The organism is Bacillus sp. G1(2015b) (assembly GCF_001482475.1).
Lineage (GTDB): Bacteria > Bacillota > Bacilli > Bacillales > Bacillaceae > Bacillus > Bacillus safensis.
Genome location: NZ_LKIC01000026.1, coordinates 238,283 through 260,140, shown reverse-complemented (window position 1 = coordinate 260,140; position 21,858 = coordinate 238,283). Strand labels below are relative to the sequence as shown.

Here is a 21,858-nt window from a genome sequence, read left to right as displayed (position 1 = left end):
TATCGCCCAACTATTGGAAGCGTTATCACCATTATGATAAAAACCACTCACCTTTAAGAGATGAGTGGTTTTTTTATTATTTCTCTGAATGCTCAGACTGCTTTGGTGCAGACGGTGAATAACCGTCTTTACTGTTCTCTCCGTGGCTGTAGTGAGCCGCAAAGATCCAAACAGATCCGATAACGAAGATAATCGCACAGAACAGACCAAACAAAGTATTTCCGACTTGAACAGTTCCGTTCTCGCTCTCTGTCATGTGCATAAACATGAACAGCTGCAAGAATGCTTGAATGAACGCAAAACCAAAGATAATCCATAGTTTTGCGGAACTGCCAATTTCAGCTCCAATGGCAATCCAGAATGCTAAAATTGTCAGCACAATGGATAGAATGAAGCCAACTACGTGTTTCCAAGGGAAGTGTTCGTGCTCTGCTGAGGAATGTGTTTTTCCAGCCATATCACAAAAGCCCCCCTAATCCGATCAAGTAAACAGCTGTGAAGATGAAAATCCATACAACATCAAGGAAATGCCAGTATAGACTTGAGATGAAAATCTTCGCTGCTGTTTGTGGAGTTAATCCACGTTTTTTAATTTGGAACAAGATTCCGGTAATCCAGAAGATACCGATCGATACGTGTAGTCCGTGAGTTCCTAAGAGTACAAAGAATGCAGACCAGTACGCACTTGTATGGATGCTCGCACCCTCATGTACATAATGGAAGAACTCAAAAATCTCAAATCCAACGAAGCCTGCACCTAGAAGCAGTGTGAGAATCGTCCAGATGACAACCCCTTTTGTACTTCCACGGCGCATTTCATGAACGGCAATCCCACATGTAAATGAACTAACCAATAGCAGGAATGTCATGATCAATACAAGTTTCATATCAAACAGCTCAGCTGGTAAAACGCCACCAGCTGTTCTGCCATGTAGAACAAAGTAGGTCGCAAAAAGTGTTGAGAATAACACGATTTCCGCGCCAAGGAATATCCAGAAACCAAGGATGTTTAAACGTCCGGTTTCAGAGCGATATTCAAGCGGTGCATTTGCATAGCTGCTATCATTATGTCCCATTACTTCTGCGCCTCCTTATTCTTTTTCTCTGTTTCGATTACTTCTTCAACAGGAATATAGTAGCCATCGTCATATTCGAATGAACGTAAAATCATCGTTGCGAATACACCGATTAAGCCAATAACGCCAATCCAGTACCATTCAAATACAAGACCGAATGCACCAAGTCCAAAGAATGCAGACATGATCAACGGTCTGCCTGAATTGTGCGGCATGTGAATTTTCTTAAATTCTTTTTCAGGATGAACGTCTACATTGTTTTGCTTCCAATGATGGAATGCATCTGGTGTTGTCACTTCTGGAAGTGCTGCAAAGTTATAATGCGGCGGAATTGCAGAAGATGTCGCCCAGTCAAGTGTACGCCCTTCTCCCCAGCTGTCTCCAGACACTTCACGTTTTGCGTGTCTCCAGCTGTAGTAAATGTTGTAGCAAAGGATGATGAATCCGATACCCATCATAAATGCACCAATTGTTGAAATAAAGTTTAGTGCAGTCCAGCCATCTTCTGGTCCATACGTATAAATACGTCTTGGCATTCCTTGCAGTCCTAAGAAGTACTGCGGGAAGAAACAGATGTTAAATCCGATCATGAATACCCAGAAGAACCATTTGCCGATTCTTTCGTTTAACTTGTAACCAAACATTTTTGGATACCAGAAAACAAGACCAGCAAAACAAGCAAATACAGTACCTGCGATTAATACATAGTGGAAGTGGGATACAAGGAAGTACGTGTTATGGTACTGGTAATCCGCAGCTGCCATCGCAAGCATAACCCCAGTTACACCACCGATTACGAAGTTCGGGATGAAACCAAGTGCCCAAAGCATTGGTGATGTAAAGCTGATACGGCCTCGATACATCGTAAAGAGCCAGTTAAAGATTTTCACACCTGTTGGTACAGAAATCGCCATTGTTGTAATCGAGAAGAATGAGTTAACCGCTGCACTGTTCCCCATTGTAAAGAAGTGGTGAACCCACACAAGGAAACTAAGAACAGAGATTGCCACAATCGAGACAACCATCGCTTTGTAACCAAACAACTGCTTTCTTGAGAACGTCGCAAAAATTTCTGAGAAAATACCGAAAGCCGGCAGGATAACAATATATACCTCAGGATGTCCCCAAATCCAGAATAGGTTCGCCCAAAGCATCGGCATACCGCCTGCTTCGAGTGTAAAGAATGCAGAACCGAATAAACGATCAAATGTCATAAGTGCTAAAGCAACTGTTAGTACAGGGAATGCAAAAACGATGATGACAGACGTAATCAATGTTGTCCATGTAAACATTGGCATACGCATAAGTGTCATACCTTTTGTACGCATTTTTAAGATGGTCACCATGAAGTTAATACCTGTCATAAGTGTACCAATACCTGCAATTTGGAGCCCGAGCAAGTAGTAGTTCTGTCCAGGTCCTGGTGAGAAATCATTTCCGGCGAGCGGCATGTAACTCGTCCAGCCTGCACTTGGTGATCCTCCAATAACGAAGGAAATGTTGAACAGCATTGCTCCGACCATGAATGTCCAGAAGCTAAGGTTGTTCAAATAAGGGAATGCAACGTCACGTGCACCAATTTGAAGAGGAACAACGACGTTGATTAAACCAATTAAAAATGGCATCGCCATGAATAGAATCATGATCGTACCATGCGTTGTAAAGATTTCATTATAGTGGTTTGAATCTAAAAACGTATTATTAGGAAGCGCCAGCTGCGCGCGCATCATCAGTCCGTCTACCCCACCGCGGAAGAACATAATCACAGCAGCAAGGATATACATGATACCAAGCTTTTTATGATCAACTGATGTCAGCCATTCTTTCCAGAGCCATTTCCACTTTTTAAAGTAGGTTAAAACAAACACGATGGCAATGGAGGTAAGAGCGATAGAAATTTGCGCACCAAGAATTAATGGGTCTCCAGTTACAAAAAACTCATCCCATTTTAAATGCATAACGGCCTCCTCCTTTCCTTAGTCAGTTTATTCTGTTTCTAATTTTCTTTTATAGTTCTTCACATTCTCGAAAGGATCTGTCTTGGAATGCGGAGAAACTGCTTGGTAACCTAAACGTTTGCGTGCTTGGAGTGCATATTCAGAATCCTCTCCGTGCTTCGCAAAGGATAAATGTGTTGATGAGAATGTCTGCACATCTGCAGCATCAGGAAGCATCAAGTAGTCATACGTTTTCTTCGTTAACTTCGGTGCTTCTTTCTTTGTTTTATTTACCCATTTATCATAGTCAGACTGCGTCATCGCATTGACTTTGAATTTTTGCTGAGCAAAGCCCTCGCCTGTGAAGTTGGCATTTCTTCCTTGATATGTGCCAACTTGATCAGCTTGAAGGTATTGTTCCATCTCCATTCCAGCCATCGCATACTTCTCCCCGCCTAGCTGAGGAATCCATAGTGATGCCATTGTATCAGCGGAAGTGATTTTGAATAAAACCGGCTGATCTTTTGGAATGTTTAAGTAGTTCACTGTCTCAATATTTTCCTCTGGATAGCTAAAGATCCATTTCCAATCAACAGCTGTCGCATAAACGACAAGAGGATCTTTATGGCTTGTTGCTTGAGGTGCCTCTTCCAAAGAGTAAATTGTTTTTACAGTTGGAACTGAAAGGGCAGCAACGATTAATATTGGGATCACTGTCCAGACAACTTCTAGAAGCGTGTTCCCGTGTAGTTCTGGGTTATAAGAGGCGTTTCCAACGTCCTTACGCTCACGGTATTTAACCAAAATGATAGTAAACATTACAAATACCGCACCAACGATAAAGAGCATAAATCCGATGGATAAAAGGATTAAGTCTTTTTGTTGTGCTGCGACTGGTCCTTTAGGATCTAAAACAGCGATATTGCTGCAACCTCCTAATACAAAAACACTCACGAGCATCGCTAATAAAAGCATAGGTTTAATGGCTCTGAACAAGAAGATCACCATCCTTCCTTAGATAATGTATAAATTGCTGAATAATTGTGAAAAGCCATCTGCCTTCGAAAACTTTTCTTCCCTTTGTAATGCTATCAAAATCTGTTAGAGTTAGCTTCCCTTTTTTCAAAAGTTCATTTATTTTTCAACAGATTTCTTTTAAAATGTCATAAATTCGACATAAATTTATATTATTGCACACACAATAAATTTCTAGGATTTTGAAAAGTTGAGAGTTGAAGGCAAAGGACAAACAATCAAGAACTTTGTCAAATTTAGGTTTACCACAATAAAAAAGTTTGGTCAAATTTCAATTTAACTTAATGAAATTTTATCTAGGTAAACAATTTCAAAATAGGTATCCCCACATTTAACAAAAACCTTACTTATTTTAACGCAAGTTGATAAGAAAAGAAAGTATCGATCCTCTGACTATACGCTGTAAGAATTGGTAATCATGTTGAATATGTGGAATCCCACTTAATGACTTCCAGCAAAAAACCGGCTTAGCGCCGGCATTCTGCAATTATTCATCTCTTACTAAAATATCAGGGCGCCTATAGATGTCCCCTTCATGTTCAACGTCAATGTATGTCCACTTGCCTGTATAGGTTAAAAAGCGGTTCCCCTCTTTCTCTACGACCATCGTATCCTCTGATTTCAATCCAGGCAATGAAGGGTTCCATGTAAACACTTGCTGCAGCTGAATTTCTTCCTTAGATGAAGGAACTGCTATAATTTCTCTAGATACAAAGCCCGTTTTTCCTCCTTGATGAAGCTTTTTCCAGCTATCAGGGAAGCCTTCTTTTTCATACTGAGCGATACCTGCTTTCATCACGTCTCCCAAAGTCTTACCGGGGCGCGTAGCGGCATTCATGACCGTGTCAATTCGTGCCAGCCGCTCTTTGTTCTCTTCAAGCTCCTGTGGAAGCTGACCGAAGTAAACAGACCTTGTGACATTGGCCACGAGTCCATGCCGTTCAGCGCAAAGGACAACAAGCGCATGCTTTTGAAGTTTTTTGTCTGTTGGAATTGGATGACGGTATTGATGAATCCGGTCATCTGTTGCTACAAGCAGCACTTCAATCGTCATTCCCTGCGCGATCGCTTTTTGAGCCGCAAGCGAAGCGATTTCGTACTCCGTCTGTCCTGGAACGATTTCTTTACAGACACTCTCTACAATGACCGCTGTTTCATGACAAAGCGTTTCATACTGGCGGAGCTGTGATGCAGAAAGAATGGATCGAACTTGCGACAAATCCGGCTCAACCGATTCGAATCCATCCATTTGAATGTCTGATCCGATTCGTTTGTCTTTTGTGAGTGTTTGAATGTGTGCCGTATCATCCTCAAACCAATCCATCGTCACCACTTGAAATGGGTGATCGATATACGCCATCTCTTCTTCAATGATCCGCTTTTCTTCCATTTGATTCACAATGAGGACGATGTCGTCTTTTAACACAAGCAGCTTGCACACGCCCTCTGGTGTATTTAACACGATATGATTTCTTCTTCCTCCTGTCAGCCAGGAGAAGTTATTTCGCTTTTGAATTAAGACACCGTCGAGCTGTTTTTCTTCCATTATTGTTCTTACTTGTTCAATCATCTAATCACCTGCCTATATGAGTGTATGAATGAAACGTTTAAAAGCTGTTTTCCCTTGCTTGGTTCTTTTAAACACACCCGCCTGTGAGAGAATTCGAGAAAAAATGATGCCGACTTCTTTTTGTAAAATGGCTTCTGTATTCTCCTCTGTAAAGGTGTTCTCTTCAAGCAGACGCTTTGCCCATGCTTCGTGTTTCGTGATAGTAGGACGGGCTTTGATTTCTTCAAGGGGGTTTGGGGATAACAGCGCTTCTTTTAATTGGCTTAATTCCTCTGCTAATCTACCAGGAAGAACTGCAAGACCCATCACTTCAATTAATCCGATATTCTCTTTTTTAATATGATGGACTTCTTCGTGCGGATGGAAAATTCCGTCCGGGTGCTGCTTGTTTGTACGATTATTACGCAGCACTAGATCTAATTCATAGTCATCTCCATGTCGGCGTGCAATTGGTGTAATGGTATTATGCGGCGTCTCTCCTGTATGAGCTAGCAGCTCCACTTCTTCATCTGAATACATTTTCCACTCGTTTAAGATAAAGTCAGCGGCGTCTGCAAGCGTCTGCCTATCGCTGCTTCGAAGGCGGATCACAGACATCGGCCATTTCACAATCCCGGCCCTCACATTCGGAAAGGCACTCAGAGTAAAAACATCTTCAAGCTTCGCTTTCGCCATCGGAAATTCATGCGCACCGCCCTGAAAATGGTCATGACTTAATATACTGCCCCCGACAATCGGAAGGTCAGCGTTCGATCCGATGAAATAATGCGGGTATATATATATGAAAGAAAGCAATCGTTCAAAGGTCTTTTTGGTGATACTCATCGGCTCATGTTCGCCTTTGAACACAATGCAGTGCTCGTTGTAGTACACATAAGGTGAAAATTGTAGAAACCAAGATTCATCTGTGAGTGTCACAGGAATAATCCGGTGATTCTGTCTCGCTGGATGGTTGATCCGTCCCCCAAACCCAACGTTTTCTTTACAAAGCAGACAAAGAGGATATTGCTTTTGACTAAGTTTTTTGGCTTCAGCGATTGCTTTTGGGTCCTTTTCCGGCTTCGATAGATTAATTGTGATCTCCAGCTCGCCATCATCTGTTGGTGTAAACCACTGCACATTTTTGGCGATTCTGCCAGTATGAATATAGTGTGCGTGCTGCTGCATTTCATAGAACCAGCTTGTAGCCGCCTCTGGCCCTTCATGCTGGCGTTTCTCTTCAAACTTCGCGTAGATGACACTTGGAGGCGCCACCAAGCATCCCATGATTTTCGCATCTAGTAAATCGCGATACGTATCCGTCCCCTCAGGGATATTGCCAGTCTCTACTGCCCAATCCAGTATTGGCATTAAGATGTCTTCAAGTTCCGCATCCCCTGAGACTGTTCTTGCCTCAGCTTCATCCAGCCCAAGCACCTCAAGCAGCCGATTTCTCGTATAATCGATATCTAGTGGTGTAATCAGCTCTTGATTAACTCCGTATTGAATCAGCTGTTCCAGTTTTTCAAAAATATCTACCGCCATTCTCTCTGTCCCCTCTCTTGCCTGCCTGTTACGCGTTATTTACTCTGGTAACCGTCTGGATGCTTCTGAAACCAATCCCACGCACTTTGAATAATGGTGTGAAGGTCAGCATATTGAGGTGTCCACCCTAATTCTTGCAGCGCTTTTTCAGAAGAAGCAATCAGCTTTGCTGGATCTCCCGCGCGTCTGTTAGCCACCTGTGCTGGAATCGCATGCCCCGTGACGTTTCTTACAGCATCTACTACCTGCTTCACGGAGAAACCTGTGCCATTCCCTAAGTTATATGTTGCACTTCCTTTTCCAGCACGCAGACGATCAACTGCTAAGATGTGCGCCTCTACTAAATCCATGACATGAATGTAATCTCTAATACACGTGCCGTCCTCTGTCTCATAATCATCACCGTAAATCATGATCTGATCTCGTTTTCCTAAAGCCACTTGCAGAATGATCGGAATGAGGTGTGTCTCAGGCTGATGATCCTCTCCGACAAGTCCTTCTGTATGAGCACCAGCTACATTAAAGTAGCGAAGCACGACGTATTTCATTCCATATGCCTGCTCAGACCACTTCAGCATTTTTTCAATCGCAAGTTTTGTTTCTCCATAAGGATTGGTTGGGTTCGTCTCATCCGTTTCAACGATCGGCACACGCTTTGGTTCACCATACGCAGCTGCGGTTGAAGAGAAAACGATGTGTTTCACATCAAATTCATTCATCACCTGAAGTAAAGCTGTTGCTCCCCCAACGTTGTTGTCATAGTACTTTAGCGGGTTTGTTACACTCTCACCTACAAGTGAATCTGCGGCAAAGTGCATAACCGCTTCTATTTGATGCGTTTTGAAAACCTGTCTTAAAAAATCTTGATCTCGTAAATCTCCCTCTTCTAAAACAGCTCCCTCCAAAACAGCTTCTTTGTGGCCTGTCTGCAAATTATCTACTACTACTACTTGTTCACCTTTCGCTAAAAGAGCCGCTACAGCATGACTGCCAATGTACCCTGCTCCCCCGCACACTAAAATCGTCATTACACTTCCTCCTTCGTGAGTTCTCTTGCGCCGCCTCCAATTCCAGCTGTGTAAAAAGAGGCTTCAATACCTGTCTTCTCTTGATAAATCGCACCCGTTTCTTCTATAAATGATGCCAGCTGCTCCTCTTTCACAATACTGATCGTGCAACCGCCAAAACCCGCGCCCGTCATACGGGAGCCAATCGTTCCAGGATGGAGCCAAGCGGCTTCTGCCAGAGTATCCAGTTCAAATCCAGTCACTTCATAATCATTCTTTAAAGAGAGATGAGATGCCTTCATAAGCGCACCTATTTCTTCCATTTTATCATCTTTCAGAAATTTGACTGCTTTTATGGTTCGGTCGTTTTCTGTCACCACGTGCCTTGCACGTTTGCGGCATGTTTCATCCTGAATCAAGTGGGCATGCTCGGCAAATTCATCAGCCGTGAGCTCACATAAGTGGACAAGATCGATTTCTTTTCGCAAATCGTTTAAGGCTGATTGACACTCTGACCGGCGTTCATTGTATTTGGAGTCTGCCAGTGTCCGCTTTTTGTTTGTATTGGCAATGACAAGCGCCAGCCCCTCTTGCCGAAACGGACTGTATTCAAAATCAAGGGTATCGCAATTGAGCAAGATGGCGTGATCTTCTTTTCCAAGAGCGATTGAAAACTGATCCATAATGCCGCAATTGACGCCAATAAATTCATTTTCTGCACGCTGCGAAAGGAGGGCAAGACGGGCATTTGAAACGCCGAATGAATGCCATTCATTGATAAAGACAGCGGTGACAAGCTCGATGGAGGCAGAGGAAGACAAGCCTGCACCATTGGGAATATTGCCGCCGTATACTATGTCAAAGCCTTCTTCTATCTTCATTCCTGCTTCGATAAACTGATGGAACACGCCCTTCGGATAATTTGCCCAGCCGTCTGACTCCAAGTAAGCGATTTCAAAAAGGTCGAATTCTTTCACACCATCGCCATCAAAGTTCAAGGAATACATTCTCACGCGGCCATCTGACCGCTTGGCACATGCTGCATATGTACCGAGAGTGAGCGCACAAGGGAATACATGACCTCCATTGTAATCTGTATGTTCACCAATCAGGTTCACTCTTCCCGGGGCAAAAAAATAGCGAAGTTCTTCTTCTCTATCCCCAAATTGCTGGTGAAATGCCGTGCGTAACATATCGATCATATCCATTCCCCTTTTCTCTTCTGATACTCTTATTTTAGTTGCCTGAACTGCGTAAGTTCAATGGTAAAAAAATCGTTAAAAAATACCCTTTTTTTGCTGTGAATGGTACGATGTGATATGAGGTGTACCATGATTCAAAATAGAAAAAGGTTGTTTTTTGCTGTGAAGGAGGTTTTCCAATTTGAAGAAGGAAGCATTTGCATTTCGTTTTCACCATTCTGATGTTACATTGCCGGCACAAATATGGTCTGTTGGCTGGGAGGTTCAATCATCTTCGTTATACAGCTGGAATGGCGTGGAGCGGAAGGATCAGGGCAAGTGCATCTTTCAGCTCACACTGTCTGGACACGGCATGATTGAAATCGGACAGAAGCGGTTCAAAGTCTTGCCAGGGCAGGCCTTTCTTGTGAAAAGCCCAAGTGCCTATCAATATTATTTTCCAGAAGACAGTGAGCATTGGGAATTTCTCTATTTGACGCTTTATGGGGACGCCTGCGATCTTTGCTTTGACCAATTTATAGATCAAGGAAAGCAGGTCATGCGTTTTCATCCTAATTCCAAACCGATCCGCCTGCTGAAGAAAATTTATGATGAAGCCAGTGAAAGACGGATTACCAATCCATTTGAGGGGTCTAGCCTTGCTTATCAATTTGTCATGGAACTGTATTCATATTTGCCAAAGCTTGAGGGACAAATGGAGAAATGGCCTGAGCCCATCGTTCAAGCGGCCTTGTTTGCCAGCCATCATTTTCACGAGGAAATTGGCCCAGACGATATGGCAGCTGCGGCACGTTTATCCAAAAGTCATTTTACGAGGGAATTCAAAAAGGCCACTGGCTTCACACCTATTCACTACTTAACCAATATCCGGTTAGAGAAGGCGGAAACATTACTAAAAACAACGAAATACTCGATTGAAGAAATTGCCATACAGTGCGGCTACCGAAATGCGAATTACTTGAATAAAGTCTTTCGAAAGAAAATTGGCATGTCTCCAAAGCAAATGCGGGAAACAAGCGATGCATAATAAAAAGCAGCCGCTTTATCATTGGCTGCTTCTTTTACGCTTTTGACAGGTCAACATGAATTCTCCCTTGTCTTAAAACAATGGTCATTTGCGTATCAGGGGTCATTAAGTTTTCTAAAATGTCCGTTGCCGTTTGAAGCGCAATGTCCATTCGGTTGATCTTTTCCTTTTCTTGTTCCGAAAACGCTTCAGGATGTGCGGTCATTTCTTTGACTAGCCTCAGCACTTGTTCATGCTGCTTTTCTGTTTGTTGATATATGGCATCATATAAGTCGTCTGACCTGCTGCTCATTTCACATCACCTATCTTTTTTTATGTGTTAAATCGCATCTTCTTTTGTTTTCTTGAAGACGAACCATTTACTGGCGACATAATTGACCACCACAATCACAAAGTTGACGAGAATTTTTGCGACGGTTTCATTGAGCGCCATTTGGCTCACAAATAAAATCATCAGCCCCAGATCTACACCTAGAGACATGAGACGAACACTAAAAAATGAAGAAAGCTCACGCATGAGGCTTTTTGTGTCACGAGCCTTTTGCTTGAAGACATACTTCTTATTGGTGATATAAGCAAAGAGAACAGCAAATACCCATGAAACAACCGTAGCTGTTTTGTAATCCATGGAAAACATCTCAACGAATAAATAGAAGCTGACGATATTGACAATGGTTGTACACACACCCATCACAAGATACATGACAACTTCTCGATACTTTTGAAAAAGGCTATACATGTCTTTCTTCATTCCTTCTTGGTGGTTTCTGTTTCTTTTAGAATACCATCTTAAGAAGAACTTCCCAAACGAACAATATGTACGTCCTGCAAAGATGAAATTTGTTCTACTCGATGGCAAATGTCAATACAATTGGTTTATATGAGTCAAATGTTTTAGGTCTTTTTCATTATTTTAATTTATAATCTTTCAACTGACATAACAATTGTTTATTATTAGAAGTAAGATTTCAATATTTATGGGTTTTTTAGTCATTTTTTTAGGGACGTGGTAGGTGATAGATTTTACAAAATAGGTTAAATGTCATCATTTTTCGACAAAATTTATTTTGTGCTGTTTTCAACCACACGTACAGTTACTAGACGGTTTGTTCAAGTCATTGGTTGCAGTGAATATGTCTTATTGAACTGGAGGATATTATGGATACGCAAGTGAAAAGAAGAGTTGACGAAGAGTGGGTTTATTTGATTCAGGAAGCGAAAAAAATTGGACTAGGCATCGAAGAAATACAAGCTTTTTTAACATCCAACGGTGATCAGAAGATGATAAACAAACCGTAAATCAACGCCGTTATCCTTTGTCTTTCAGACTGCTTTGGCTAAAAGTTCTGACCTGTCAATTGACCTTTTGAAAATCCTTTCATGACGATACGCTACAATAATTGAACACCTCTCCATACCAATCCCTTCACTCAATGGGGTTCTGTCTTTCTATATTAGGAGGACAGTCCACTTCCCGTTCTCTATATGATCCCTTTTTAGTTGCATTCATGAAAATTGTCCTTCTCTCGTTATAAAACCAAGCTGCCCACCCATATATTAACCATGAAAACAACGAGAAAGCAGAAAGGTGGGTAGAGCGTGAGTTCAGATTCCCTTTCGTATTATCACCAAAAAAAGGATCAGTATTATCATGGGGTAAACCCGGTCATCGTCAGTCGTATTCGCGCGGAATGGACGTCTTTATTGGATATCGGATGCGGCACAGGCAAGCTTGGAAAAGTCCTGAAACAAAAGGGCCGAACCATCTATGGCATTGAGTCATTTGAGGACGCAGCAAAAGAGGCTGAGCAAGAGCTGGATCATGTTCTCTGCGGAAATATTGAACAGATGGCTCTCCCTTATGAACATGAACAATTTGACTGCATTATTTTCGGAGATGTCCTCGAGCACTTATTGGACCCTTGGGCCGTTTTAAAAAAGGTGAAACCCTTCCTTAAAAAAGAGGGTGCCATCTTGTCATCTATTCCAAATATCGGCCACATTTCAACGGTTTTAGAATTACTAGCAGGCAGATTTACTTATACAGATGCAGGGTTAATGGATCAAACCCATTTACGCTTCTTCACGCTTCACGAAATACATGCACTCTTTCATTCAGCGGGTTTTCGCATTCGCGAATTCGAGGCTATTCGCGTACAGCATCCTTCCTATGCAGGCGTGTTGAATGACCTACATGAATTACTCATGAAACACGGCATTCGTTCTGATTTTCACGAGGCCGCTACAGCCTATCAATATGTGGTCGAGGCGGTTCCATTTCATGAGTAATCCGACCATCCTGTTTGTTTTATGTGTAAATGATGAATCGATGTTTCAGGCTTGCTTCCGGCAGCTCGCTTCGCTTCCGGCTCCTCATGGATACCATGTGGAGGTCTTACCAATCAGACAGGCATCAAGTATGACCTCTGCCTACAATGAAGCCATCACTCATCCAGCTCAGTTTAAAATTTACCTTCATCAGGATACCTTGATTGTCAAACAGCATATGCTGCTTGAGCTCATCCCCCTTTTTTTACAAAATCCATCACTTGGCATGATTGGCGTGATTGGAGCAGAAAGCGTGCCTGACAATGGAATTTGGTGGGAGAGTGCTGATTGCAGGGGAAAAGTCATTGAATATCGCCACGACACCTATCAGCTGCTTTCGTTTGAAAAAGGCCGTCAGCAGCCCGAAGTGCAAGATTATATCAAAGCTTCGGCTATTGATGGTCTATTCATGGCAACACAATACGATGTAAGATGGCGTGAGGACCTCTTTGACGGCTTTCATTTTTATGATGTCTCGCAGTCCTTCGAATTCACTCAGCAGGGCTATGAAGTTGGAATTGCAAAACAAGAAGAGCCTTGGTGTATTCATAAATGCGGAGATCATTTTGACGCAGAAGCATATGAAAAAGCGAGAGAACAATTTCTTGCAAATTATCGATAGAAAGCACCCTTTTCGGGTGCCTTTTTTATGATATACTGTCATAAACAGCCAGATCGTCTCATATGCATTGGAGTACCTTGTCCCTAATTCGTACAAAGGAGGAAACAATGGCAGACAAAAAAGTTCATTATAAGAAGGTTGCCGCTTCAGAGGATTTTCGAAAACTTCTTGAGGAAAAACGCAGATTTATCGTACCGATGACGATTTTCTTTTTTCTCTTTTACTTTTCACTTCCGGTCGCTACATCCTACTTCACCTTTTTGAACACGCCAGCAATTGGCGCGATCTCATGGGCTTGGTTATTCGCCCTCACACAATTTGTCATGACCTGGGTTTTATGTGGACTTTATGCAAAAAAAGCAGCTAAGTTCGACAATTATGTAAGCGCTTTAAAAACTGAATCAAGAGGTGATGACGAATGAGCATGACCGCGTTTATTTTGTTCGTAGCGATCGTAGGTCTCACATTGGTCATCACATATTTTGCTGCGAAAAAAACAAGCAATGCGAGTGATTTTTACACAGCAGGCGGAGGTTTGACCGGGTTTCAAAACGGCCTTGCCATTGCTGGCGACTATATGTCTGCTGCATCCTTTTTAGGGATTGCTGGAATGATCGCGTTAAACGGATTTGACGGCTTTTTCTATAGCATTGGTTTTCTAGTAGCGTATCTTGTCGTTCTTTACGTTGTGGCTGAACCGCTACGAAATCTAGGGAAATATACGATGGCAGACATGATCGCTGCACGATTTAAGCGCCCTGCCATTCGAGGGGTTGCCGCCTTTAATACCATTACAGTCTCTACTTTTTATATGATTGCACAGCTTGTTGGAGCAGGTGCGTTAATCAAGCTGCTTCTTGGCATTGATTACTGGATCGCAGTGCTGATCGTGGGTGTCCTGATGACCATTTATGTCGTGTTTGGCGGCATGATTGCGACCAGCTGGGTACAGATCACCAAGGCTGTGCTTCTCATGCTTGGGACGCTCATTATTTCTCTGCTTGTGTTTGCAAAGTTTGATTTTAGTCTGCTAAAGATGTTTGAACAGATGAAAACTGCAACCCCGCTTGGTGAATCGTTTCTTCACCCGGGAAATAAATATGATGTGCCTTTAGAAACCTTGTCTCTTAACCTCGCCTTAGTGCTTGGGACAGCAGGTCTGCCGCACATTTTGATTCGTTTTTATACAGTAAAGGATGCGATTTCTGCGCGAAAATCGGTTCTTTCTGCTACTTGGATCATCGGGATTTTTTATTTAATGACGGTTTTCCTTGGCTTTGGTGCTGCTGCCTTTGTTGGAACAGAAGCGATAACAGCAGCAGATGCAGCCGGAAATATGGCCGCACCTCTTCTGGCACAAGCCCTTGGAGGAGATTTATTATTTGCCTTTGTTTCCGCTATCGCCTTTGCGACCATATTGGCAGTGGTGACTGGTCTTGTTTTATCCGCCGCGTCAGCTTTTGCCCATGACTTTTATAGTCAGATTATCCGCAAAGGAAAAGCGAGTGAGCGGGAGCAGGTGAAGGCAGCACGCTTTGCTTCAATCGGCGTGGCGATCCTCTCCATCATTCTTGCATTATTTGCCCAGTCCTTAAACGTCGCTTTTCTTGTGTCTCTTGCCTTCGCAGTCGCAGCGAGTGCGAATTTACCTTTGATTATCTTCACTGTTTTTTGGAAACGATTTAACTCTACGGGTGCCATCGCCGGAAGCTTAACAGGCCTTCTGAGCGCACTGATTATCGTCTCGCTCAGCCCAAGCGTCTGGGACCCATCAGGAGCAGCCATCTTCACAGGAGAGCCGCTCATCCCGCTGTCGAACCCTGGGATTATCTCGATTCCACTCGGATTCCTTGCCGCATACTTAGGCACGATATTCTCGTCTGAAAAAGCAGATGAAGACACCTTTACGGAAATTCAAGTAAAGGCACATACAGGCATGCATATGGATACTGATTCATAAGGAAAAGCCGGCTGCTCAGCCGGCTTTTTTTGTGTTCTTCTGTTCAAATCTCAGTAAGGTATAAATTGGCTTTTCAACTTATTTTTATACTTCTCTAATCTGGCAACCCTTCTAAACGTGATGAGAGAGCAGCATGTAATGAGGGTTAACAGAATTTCATGAACTTCCCCTCTGTTATCAACCACATTCTTCATCTCTATCCCTCCTCGTAATGAATCTATTTATCGTTATGAATTCCCTGCAAGATGTCATTCCTATGTTATCATGTTATACACATACTGGAAATTATTTAAATCGACACGAAAGAAGTGGGATGACGTATGCAAAGGATTTATTCTGCAAAATTATTATTCGAATCCATCTCATCACCAAGCAGTATTCCCGATAAAATCTTTGAAGAACGAATCGTCTTGGTAAAAGCTAAGAACCAACTGCAAGTGAAGGAAATAGTCAAACAAGGCTTCCCAGAGGAAACCTATGATAATGCAGAAGGTGGCCAAACTAACATAAAATTAGCAGCCATTCTAGATATTTTTGAGCTTGTCGATCACTTAGAGCAAAAATCACTACACTTGAGTGAAGTGTACAGCCGCCACCTTATTTTTGATGAAGAAACTTCTGTTCAAGAAGCCATCGAAGCCTATTCTTTAGACAAATAAAAAAGCCGGCTGCTCAGCCGGCTTTTTAATAGCGCTGGAATAACTCTGGGTTTTTCGGAACGTTTTCTAAATAAACGATCTTCCCATGGTCGTCCAGCTCTGCGATATCAATTCCTTCTGCTGTATAGACACGGCCATCTGAAAGCTTTCCGCACACGGCCCAGTTTGTTTCATACTTTCCATCTTCTCTTTTAATCCATCCATCCCACATATGCTTAATGTCATCATGTACGTGGAAAAATGTGTTCAAAAATTGTGTGAATGCTTGGATTCCAGGCCTCCGGGCGCCATTTAAGACAATCATGACATCGTCAGAAAACAATGCCAGCAATTCATCCAGTTGCTCCTGCCCTTTTCCTGCTTCATCGTATCGGCGAAAATACGTATCGAGCACTTCCATGTTCATTCTCCTTTATTTACCTGTCATTTCGAAAACATTCGAACTATATAATTGTACACAATTGTTTCTCGCCTGTCTATTTTCCCCGACATAAGAAAAGACATGAATTGATTAAATCCATGTCTCCCTCAGATCAAAGAGATGCTTTTTCTGCTTCAACAAGTGATTTCAGCTTTTCTGCTGCTTTTTTTGGATCGGCGCTCTGGCTAATAGCACTAATGATGCTTACACCATCTGCTCCAGCTTGTATGACTGGTGCAGCGTTGTCGTATGTGATCCCTCCGATACCCACAATCGGAATTTGAAGGCCATGACGGCGGACTTCAGTAATCAAAGACACCCCCTGGACACTGCGTGTATCCTTTTTCGTTTCCGTTGGATAGACTGGGCCCATCCCGACATAATCTGCTCCGTCTTTCATGGCTTGTTTCACTTCATCTAGGTTATGCGTCGACACGCCTAATATTTTATTCCCGATCCTTTGTCTGACGTCTTGTGCGTTTGCGTCTTCCTGTCCAACATGAACGCCATCTGCATCAAGATCAATCGCTAGCTGTACATCATCATTCACAATAAAAGGAACATTTGCTTCTTGGCAAAGCGCTTGAATTTGACGAGCCAATTGTTTCTTCTCTTCAGCCTGCAAGGCGTTTTCACCCTTTTCACGAAATTGAAACATGGTGATTCCGCCTTGAATGGCCTCGTTCACAACATCAAGCGGCTGTCTCGTTGAATTTGCTGTTCCCATAATAAAATAAACCGATAATTGCTGTTTGATTTGCTCTTGATCAGCCTTTGTCATGTGAAACTCCCCCTAATTTCCCTAATGTCAGCACATCATCGCCGGTTGTGTGTGATAGTGCGTTTAACAATTCCATTTGAAAGGTCCCCGGTCCTTTATCCTTTGTTTGCAGAGCTGCCTTTTCAGCTGCCACACCATAAAACAGCAATGCAGCGGCCGACGCATGAAGCGGCCTTTCACCTGCTGCACAAAATGCTCCAATGATAGATGTCAGCAAACAGCCGGTTCCTGTCACCTTGGTGAGCCATTCATGTCCATTATGAATGGACAGCACCTCATTTCCATCTGACACCACATCGACTTTTCCTGTGATCACCACTATTGTCTGAAGTACAATGGACGCTTGTTTGGCTAATGCCGATACATCTCCATTCGCCGCTTTCGCATCAACGCCTTTTGACTCCCAGCCATCCACTCCAAGTAAATGAGCCACCTCAGCAGCATTCCCCCGGACAACGGTCATTTTTACTTTCTCTAACAGCTGTTTAGCCGCATTCGCTCGAAACGTTGTCGCACCGACGCCGACAGGATCTAACAAAACAGGTACACCTTTTTCATTGGCGGCTTGTCCAGCGAGAATCATGGCTTCCACCGTCTCATTGGTCAGTGTGCCAATATTAAGCACAAGTGCATCCGCTAATTGTGCCATTTCAGCCACTTCTTCTTTGGCGTTTGCCATGACTGGCGAAGCACCTAAAGCAAGCAGTCCATTCGCTGTGAAATTCGTCACGACTTGATTCGTGATATTATGAACGAGTGGATTTTCCTCTCGAACCTTCTCCAATAAATGAGACGCGCGGCTTGTTTTCATCTGTATCATCCTCCCTTTTACTCTGCATCCCACACGTAAGATTTCGTATGCTTTAACCATTCTCTTGCCGCAAACGACAAATAACGGTCTTTTCGCCAAATGACACCTAAATGCCACGGGATCGATGGGTTTAGGGAAATGACCTTTACCTTTTCAGGATCAAGATCACGGCAGATTCGTTCTGGCAGAAGTCCAATCCCTAAGTTTTCAGCTACCATTTCACTAATGAAATCCCACTGAGACGTTTCATAAATGACATTTGGCCGGAATCCCGCATTCATGCATTCATTTAAAATCCGGCTGTGCAGAACAAAATCTTCTCTAAAGAAAATAAACGACTCTTCCCTTAAATCAGCTAAATGTACCTCCTCACGACCGGCCATCGGATGGGATGGATGCGTCACGAGCTTCATGTTCTCTTTAATAATGGTGTACGTATGAAAAATTTTATCATTTGCAGGCAGAACAATGACACCAATATCTAACGACCCATCCTCGACCCCTTCCTCTACTTTAATGGAGCCGTGCTCGACCAATTGAAATGTGACATCTGGATATTGCTGGCGGAATTCTCCCATGACATTCGGGAAGAAACTTGACCCAATCATCGGGGGCAGTCCGATTCGGATATGCCCTTTTTTCACATTCATTAAATCATTTAATTCGCTCGTTAAATTCTGAAATGACTGCGTGATTTCACTCGCCTGTGTATACATGGTTTGGCCGGCATCTGTCATTTCAACCTGCCGTCCATTTCGGTAAAACAACTGCACCCCCAGCTCATCCTCCAGGTTTTTGACCATCTTGGAAATGGTCGGCTGTGATACGTAAAGGGACTGCGATGCTTTCGTGAAGCTCTTTAACCTTGCCACTTCTAAGAAATATGTTAAATGTCTAATGTCCACATGCTTCATCCTCCTATAGACAAAAGGAATAATTACTATTCGATATATGTATTTTACCTATAACTAAACGTGCTGTACACTTTAAAGTAAGCTCATCAATTGGAACGTTGTCATGTTTTTGTGAAATAGTGAACAATTTATATAGAAAAAGGAGTGAACAGAAAGTGAAATTGCTCAAAAAGCCGCTGATTGCTGCCCTTCAGATTATGGTCTTGTTTATTTTTGCGAAATTCATGAATGTGCTGGCGGCCTTTTTGCATTTAAGAATCCCGGGCACGATCTTAGGCATTCTTGTCATTTTCTTATTACTTCATTTTAAGATCATTCAATTAAAATGGATAGAACTTGGCGCCGTATGGCTGCTCGGAGAACTGCTGCTTTTCTTTATTCCATCAGCAGTTGGTGTCATTGATTATGGAAAACTGCTTTCTCAATCTGGCACAAGTATTGTCCTTGTCGTCTTAATTAGTACGTTTGTGGTCATGCTCTCAACTGGTATCATGACGCAAATGATTGCGAAACGAAAGGAGCGAAAAAAGCTATGTTAGTTGGCGGACTATTTCTGATCTTAACAGTTCTTTTATATCTCGGATCAAAAGCGGTGTACAAACGGCATCCAAAGGTTTATGTCTCACCATTACTTGTCACTCCGCTTGTTCTTGTCGTCTTGCTGTTAATCGTCAACATTCCTTACGATGCTTACAATCAAGGCGGGAAATGGCTCACGAATATGCTGCAGCCTGCGACTGTTGCTTTTGCCATTCCTTTATATAAGTATTTTCATATCCTGAAGAAGCATGCAGTGGAAATTCTTTTGAATGTGGCTTGCGGATCTATCATTGCGATTTTATCAACGGCATTTATCGCCAAGTTATTTCATCTGGACACAGGCCTTATTGAGAGCCTTGTCCCAAGATCGGTCACAACACCTGTAGCAATGAGTGTGTCAGAAATGATCGGCGGCATGCCGTCCGTTACGGCTGTGTTTGTCATTTTAACCGCACTGTTTGGATCGATTATCGGTCCAATGGTGATCCGTTACTTCCGCATCGATAATGACATTGCCATGGGCGTCCTGCTTGGAACAGGTGCACACGGTGCAGGAACATCGAAAGCCTTTGAAATGAGCTCCGTCTCAGGGACGATCTCAAGTGTATCGATGATTATTTCAGCCATTATTACATTATGTGCAGCGCCGATCCTCATGTCGTTTGCCTTATAGAAAAAAGCCATTCCTTATCGGAAATGGCTTTTTCTTATGTTTGTATGAAGACAACCTTTAAATAGTTTCCTTCGGGATAATTCTTCGTTGTACGAAAATCCTCAGGAAGTGTATATTCTTCAAGAATCCGATAGGTTTTCCCTGATTCTTTAAAGGCCTGCGCAATAAATCCTTTGAACTTCTTCATGCCAAATGCACTGCTATTCGTTGATGCCACAATGACGCCATTCTCAGCTGTGATTTGGATGGCTTCTTTTAATAGCTTCTTATAATCCTTCGCCGCACTGAATGTGTGCTTTTTCGTTCGTGCAAAGGAAGGCGGATCTAAAATGACGAGATCATAGGTCCAGCCTTTTTTCGCTGCAAACGGAAAATATTTAAAGACATCCATGACTTTGATATCCTGCCCGTCCACATCAATATCATTGACTTCAAACTGCTCAGATGTTTTTTTCAAGCTACGGTTTGCAACATCCACACTTGTCGTACGGCTCGCTCCACCAAGCGCAGCTGCTACTGAGAAAGCGCCTGTGTAGGAAAACGTATTGAGCACAGTCTTTCCCTCTGCATAACGATCTCGAATCGCTTTTCTCACATGACGCTGATCAAGGAAAATGCCCGTCATCGCACCATCATTTAAGTAAACTGCTACGTTCATGCCGTTTTCTTTCACGATGAGAGGAAATTCACCTTTCTCTCCCTTCACAAAATCATCATCTTCAATATACTGTCCAGACGTATCAAATCGTTTCTTCTCATAAATACCTTTATAGTCTGGATAGACGTGCTCAAGTGCAGCCAATACTTCTGCCTTTAATGTATAGACTCCTTCGCTATACCATTGGATGAGGTAGAATCCGTCGTAATGATCAATCGTGACGCCGCCAATTCCATCCCCTTCTCCGTTGAACACACGAAAAGCAGTCGTCTGTGCATCACGAAATAAATGCGTTCTGCTTTTTGCTGCCTGCTCAAGCCTAGAGACAAAAAAAGCTTGATCTATTTTTTCGTTTGCATCAAAGGTTAGTACCCAGCCAATTCCTTTGTTTTGCACACCATAATACCCTTTTCCTAAAAAAGCGCCCCGCTCATCCACCCATTCAATGAGCTCGCCTTCCCGTACACCGTTCACATTCGATACTGCATCTTTGGAAATGAGCGGATATCCCTTTTTCACTTGTTCCGCAAATGTTTGTTTTAATGAGATTTTTTTCATTTGTGTCATCCTTATCCTAAATTGACTCTCTCTATCCTACCATATGAATGTATACGTTACTTCTATTATGATAAGATGAGGAGAAAAATATCAACATGACATAGAGGAGGCACTTCTTTTGACGACATTACGCTTAGATCATACAGGTATTATGGTTTCGAATATTGATCATTCGATTGATTTTTATGAAAAAGTGGTGGGGATGAAATTAAAGGACCGCATCACTCATACAAATGGAGTGATTGAGCTTGCATTTCTCGGTTTTAAAGATGAAGCAGAAACGGAAATTGAGCTCATCCAAGGCTACAGCAGTGACCTGCCATCTGAAGGGAAGGTCCATCATCTCGCCTTCACAACAGACAATATTCATGCTGAATTCAATCGAATTCAAAAGCTGCAAATTGAATTAATCGATGAAGAAATCACAACATTACCAAATGGATATTGCTACTTCTTTTTCAGAGGACCAGATCAAGAATGGATCGAATTCTTCCAGCGCTAATATTTCCTAGGAAATCGTGCCGCTAAATCTATCTTCAATTTATTCATAAAGAA

At 42.7% G+C, this 21,858-nt stretch carries 25 protein-coding genes; 10 read left to right on the top strand and 15 right to left on the bottom strand.

Going from position 1 to position 21,858, the window contains the following annotated elements:
- Positions 1-76: 76 nt before the first annotated feature.
- The 8 genes from qoxD to AMR95_RS12805 form a co-directional block, all read right to left on the bottom strand.
- A complete protein-coding gene (qoxD, locus tag AMR95_RS12840) occupies positions 77-457 on the bottom strand; it encodes a cytochrome aa3 quinol oxidase subunit IV (RefSeq protein WP_007497818.1) in 381 nt (126 codons plus the stop codon).
- 1 nt (position 458) lies between these two features.
- Positions 459-1,076 carry a cytochrome aa3 quinol oxidase subunit III gene (gene qoxC, locus AMR95_RS12835; protein WP_039182371.1) on the bottom strand — a complete coding sequence of 206 codons (618 nt, stop codon included), beginning with the start codon at positions 1,074-1,076 and terminating at the stop codon, positions 459-461.
- Complete coding sequence (qoxB, locus tag AMR95_RS12830) at positions 1,076-3,034, bottom strand: cytochrome aa3 quinol oxidase subunit I (RefSeq protein ID WP_007497822.1); 1,959 nt, start codon at positions 3,032-3,034, stop codon at positions 1,076-1,078. Before qoxB ends, qoxC begins: the two co-directional genes overlap by 1 nt.
- Before the next feature lie 27 nt (positions 3,035-3,061).
- Positions 3,062-4,018 carry a cytochrome aa3 quinol oxidase subunit II gene (qoxA, locus tag AMR95_RS12825; RefSeq protein WP_099663814.1) on the bottom strand — a complete coding sequence of 319 codons (957 nt, stop codon included), beginning with the start codon at positions 4,016-4,018 and terminating at the stop codon, positions 3,062-3,064.
- Between the two features lie 517 nt (positions 4,019-4,535).
- Positions 4,536-5,618 (bottom strand): M24 family metallopeptidase, encoded by a 1,083-nt coding sequence (locus AMR95_RS12820; protein ID WP_058838479.1) that lies wholly within the window; start codon positions 5,616-5,618, stop codon positions 4,536-4,538.
- A gap of 12 nt (positions 5,619-5,630) precedes the next feature.
- Positions 5,631-7,142, bottom strand: a complete 1,512-nt coding sequence (gene galT, locus AMR95_RS12815) for a UDP-glucose--hexose-1-phosphate uridylyltransferase (protein ID WP_058838478.1) — start codon at positions 7,140-7,142, stop codon at positions 5,631-5,633.
- Between the two features lie 35 nt (positions 7,143-7,177).
- On the bottom strand, positions 7,178-8,170 hold the full coding sequence (gene galE, locus AMR95_RS12810; RefSeq protein WP_058838477.1) for a UDP-glucose 4-epimerase GalE: 993 nt from the start codon (positions 8,168-8,170) through the stop codon (positions 7,178-7,180).
- Positions 8,170-9,351, bottom strand: coding sequence for a galactokinase (locus tag AMR95_RS12805; RefSeq protein WP_058838599.1), 1,182 nt, complete (start codon positions 9,349-9,351; stop codon positions 8,170-8,172). The genes galE and AMR95_RS12805 overlap by 1 nt, the downstream gene beginning before the upstream one ends.
- 181 nt (positions 9,352-9,532) lie before the next feature.
- Here AMR95_RS12805 and AMR95_RS12800 point away from each other — a divergent pair, with 181 nt between their 5' ends.
- Positions 9,533-10,378, top strand: a complete 846-nt coding sequence (locus AMR95_RS12800; RefSeq protein ID WP_039182386.1) for an AraC family transcriptional regulator — start codon at positions 9,533-9,535, stop codon at positions 10,376-10,378.
- A gap of 34 nt (positions 10,379-10,412) precedes the next feature.
- On the opposite strand, the gene AMR95_RS12795 is transcribed toward AMR95_RS12800, so the two are convergent.
- Together AMR95_RS12795 and AMR95_RS12790 are read right to left on the bottom strand one after the other, a co-directional pair.
- Positions 10,413-10,670, bottom strand: a complete 258-nt coding sequence (locus AMR95_RS12795) for a hypothetical protein (RefSeq protein WP_039182389.1) — start codon at positions 10,668-10,670, stop codon at positions 10,413-10,415.
- Between the two features lie 27 nt (positions 10,671-10,697).
- Positions 10,698-11,129, bottom strand: a complete 432-nt coding sequence (locus tag AMR95_RS12790) for a GtrA family protein (protein WP_039182392.1) — start codon at positions 11,127-11,129, stop codon at positions 10,698-10,700.
- Positions 11,130-11,536: 407 nt separating this feature from the next.
- On the opposite strand from AMR95_RS12790, the gene AMR95_RS12785 reads away from it, so the two are divergent.
- The 6 genes from AMR95_RS12785 (at position 11,537) to AMR95_RS12760 (ending at position 15,947) form a co-directional block, all read left to right on the top strand.
- Positions 11,537-11,677 (top strand): anti-repressor SinI family protein, encoded by a 141-nt coding sequence (locus AMR95_RS12785; RefSeq protein WP_008345506.1) that lies wholly within the window; start codon positions 11,537-11,539, stop codon positions 11,675-11,677.
- 300 nt (positions 11,678-11,977) lie between these two features.
- Positions 11,978-12,667, top strand: a complete 690-nt coding sequence (locus tag AMR95_RS12780; RefSeq protein ID WP_058838476.1) for a class I SAM-dependent methyltransferase — start codon at positions 11,978-11,980, stop codon at positions 12,665-12,667.
- Positions 12,660-13,328 carry a glycosyltransferase family protein gene (locus tag AMR95_RS12775; RefSeq protein ID WP_058838475.1) on the top strand — a complete coding sequence of 223 codons (669 nt, stop codon included), beginning with the start codon at positions 12,660-12,662 and terminating at the stop codon, positions 13,326-13,328. The genes AMR95_RS12780 and AMR95_RS12775 overlap by 8 nt, the downstream gene beginning before the upstream one ends.
- Before the next feature lie 107 nt (positions 13,329-13,435).
- Positions 13,436-13,750 (top strand): DUF485 domain-containing protein, encoded by a 315-nt coding sequence (locus AMR95_RS12770; protein ID WP_024423845.1) that lies wholly within the window; start codon positions 13,436-13,438, stop codon positions 13,748-13,750.
- A complete protein-coding gene (locus tag AMR95_RS12765; protein ID WP_024423846.1) occupies positions 13,747-15,288 on the top strand; it encodes a solute symporter family protein in 1,542 nt (513 codons plus the stop codon). Before AMR95_RS12770 ends, AMR95_RS12765 begins: the two co-directional genes overlap by 4 nt.
- A 320-nt stretch (positions 15,289-15,608) precedes the next feature.
- The gene (locus AMR95_RS12760; RefSeq protein WP_058838474.1) at positions 15,609-15,947 is read left to right on the top strand and encodes a DUF4288 domain-containing protein; all 339 of its coding nucleotides are present in this window, start codon (positions 15,609-15,611) and stop codon (positions 15,945-15,947) included.
- A gap of 25 nt (positions 15,948-15,972) precedes the next feature.
- Here the strand turns inward: AMR95_RS12760 and AMR95_RS12755 are convergent, their stop codons facing one another.
- The 4 genes from AMR95_RS12755 to cidR all read right to left on the bottom strand — a co-directional run bounded on the left by AMR95_RS12755 (position 15,973) and on the right by cidR (position 18,865).
- Complete coding sequence (locus AMR95_RS12755; protein WP_039182402.1) at positions 15,973-16,347, bottom strand: nuclear transport factor 2 family protein; 375 nt, start codon at positions 16,345-16,347, stop codon at positions 15,973-15,975.
- A gap of 133 nt (positions 16,348-16,480) precedes the next feature.
- A complete protein-coding gene (gene thiE / locus AMR95_RS12750; protein ID WP_058838473.1) occupies positions 16,481-17,149 on the bottom strand; it encodes a thiamine phosphate synthase in 669 nt (222 codons plus the stop codon).
- Positions 17,136-17,960, bottom strand: a complete 825-nt coding sequence (gene thiM / locus AMR95_RS12745) for a hydroxyethylthiazole kinase (RefSeq protein ID WP_058838472.1) — start codon at positions 17,958-17,960, stop codon at positions 17,136-17,138. The genes thiE and thiM overlap by 14 nt, the downstream gene beginning before the upstream one ends.
- Positions 17,961-17,977: 17 nt before the next feature.
- On the bottom strand, positions 17,978-18,865 hold the full coding sequence (gene cidR, locus AMR95_RS12740; RefSeq protein ID WP_039182411.1) for a cidABC operon transcriptional activator CidR: 888 nt from the start codon (positions 18,863-18,865) through the stop codon (positions 17,978-17,980).
- Positions 18,866-19,029: 164 nt separating this feature from the next.
- Between cidR and AMR95_RS12735 the strand changes: the two genes are divergently transcribed.
- Together AMR95_RS12735 and AMR95_RS12730 are read left to right on the top strand one after the other, a co-directional pair.
- On the top strand, positions 19,030-19,413 hold the full coding sequence (locus AMR95_RS12735) for a CidA/LrgA family holin-like protein (RefSeq protein ID WP_080967207.1): 384 nt from the start codon (positions 19,030-19,032) through the stop codon (positions 19,411-19,413).
- Entirely contained in the window at positions 19,407-20,087 is a 681-nt protein-coding gene (locus tag AMR95_RS12730) for a CidB/LrgB family autolysis modulator (RefSeq protein ID WP_039182414.1), read from the top strand. Before AMR95_RS12735 ends, AMR95_RS12730 begins: the two co-directional genes overlap by 7 nt.
- A 34-nt stretch (positions 20,088-20,121) precedes the next feature.
- Here the strand turns inward: AMR95_RS12730 and AMR95_RS12725 are convergent, their stop codons facing one another.
- Positions 20,122-21,303, bottom strand: coding sequence for a class I SAM-dependent rRNA methyltransferase (locus tag AMR95_RS12725; RefSeq protein ID WP_058838471.1), 1,182 nt, complete (start codon positions 21,301-21,303; stop codon positions 20,122-20,124).
- A gap of 118 nt (positions 21,304-21,421) precedes the next feature.
- Here AMR95_RS12725 and AMR95_RS12720 point away from each other — a divergent pair, with 118 nt between their 5' ends.
- Positions 21,422-21,805 (top strand): VOC family protein, encoded by a 384-nt coding sequence (locus tag AMR95_RS12720; protein ID WP_058838470.1) that lies wholly within the window; start codon positions 21,422-21,424, stop codon positions 21,803-21,805.
- Positions 21,806-21,858 lie beyond the last annotated feature (53 nt).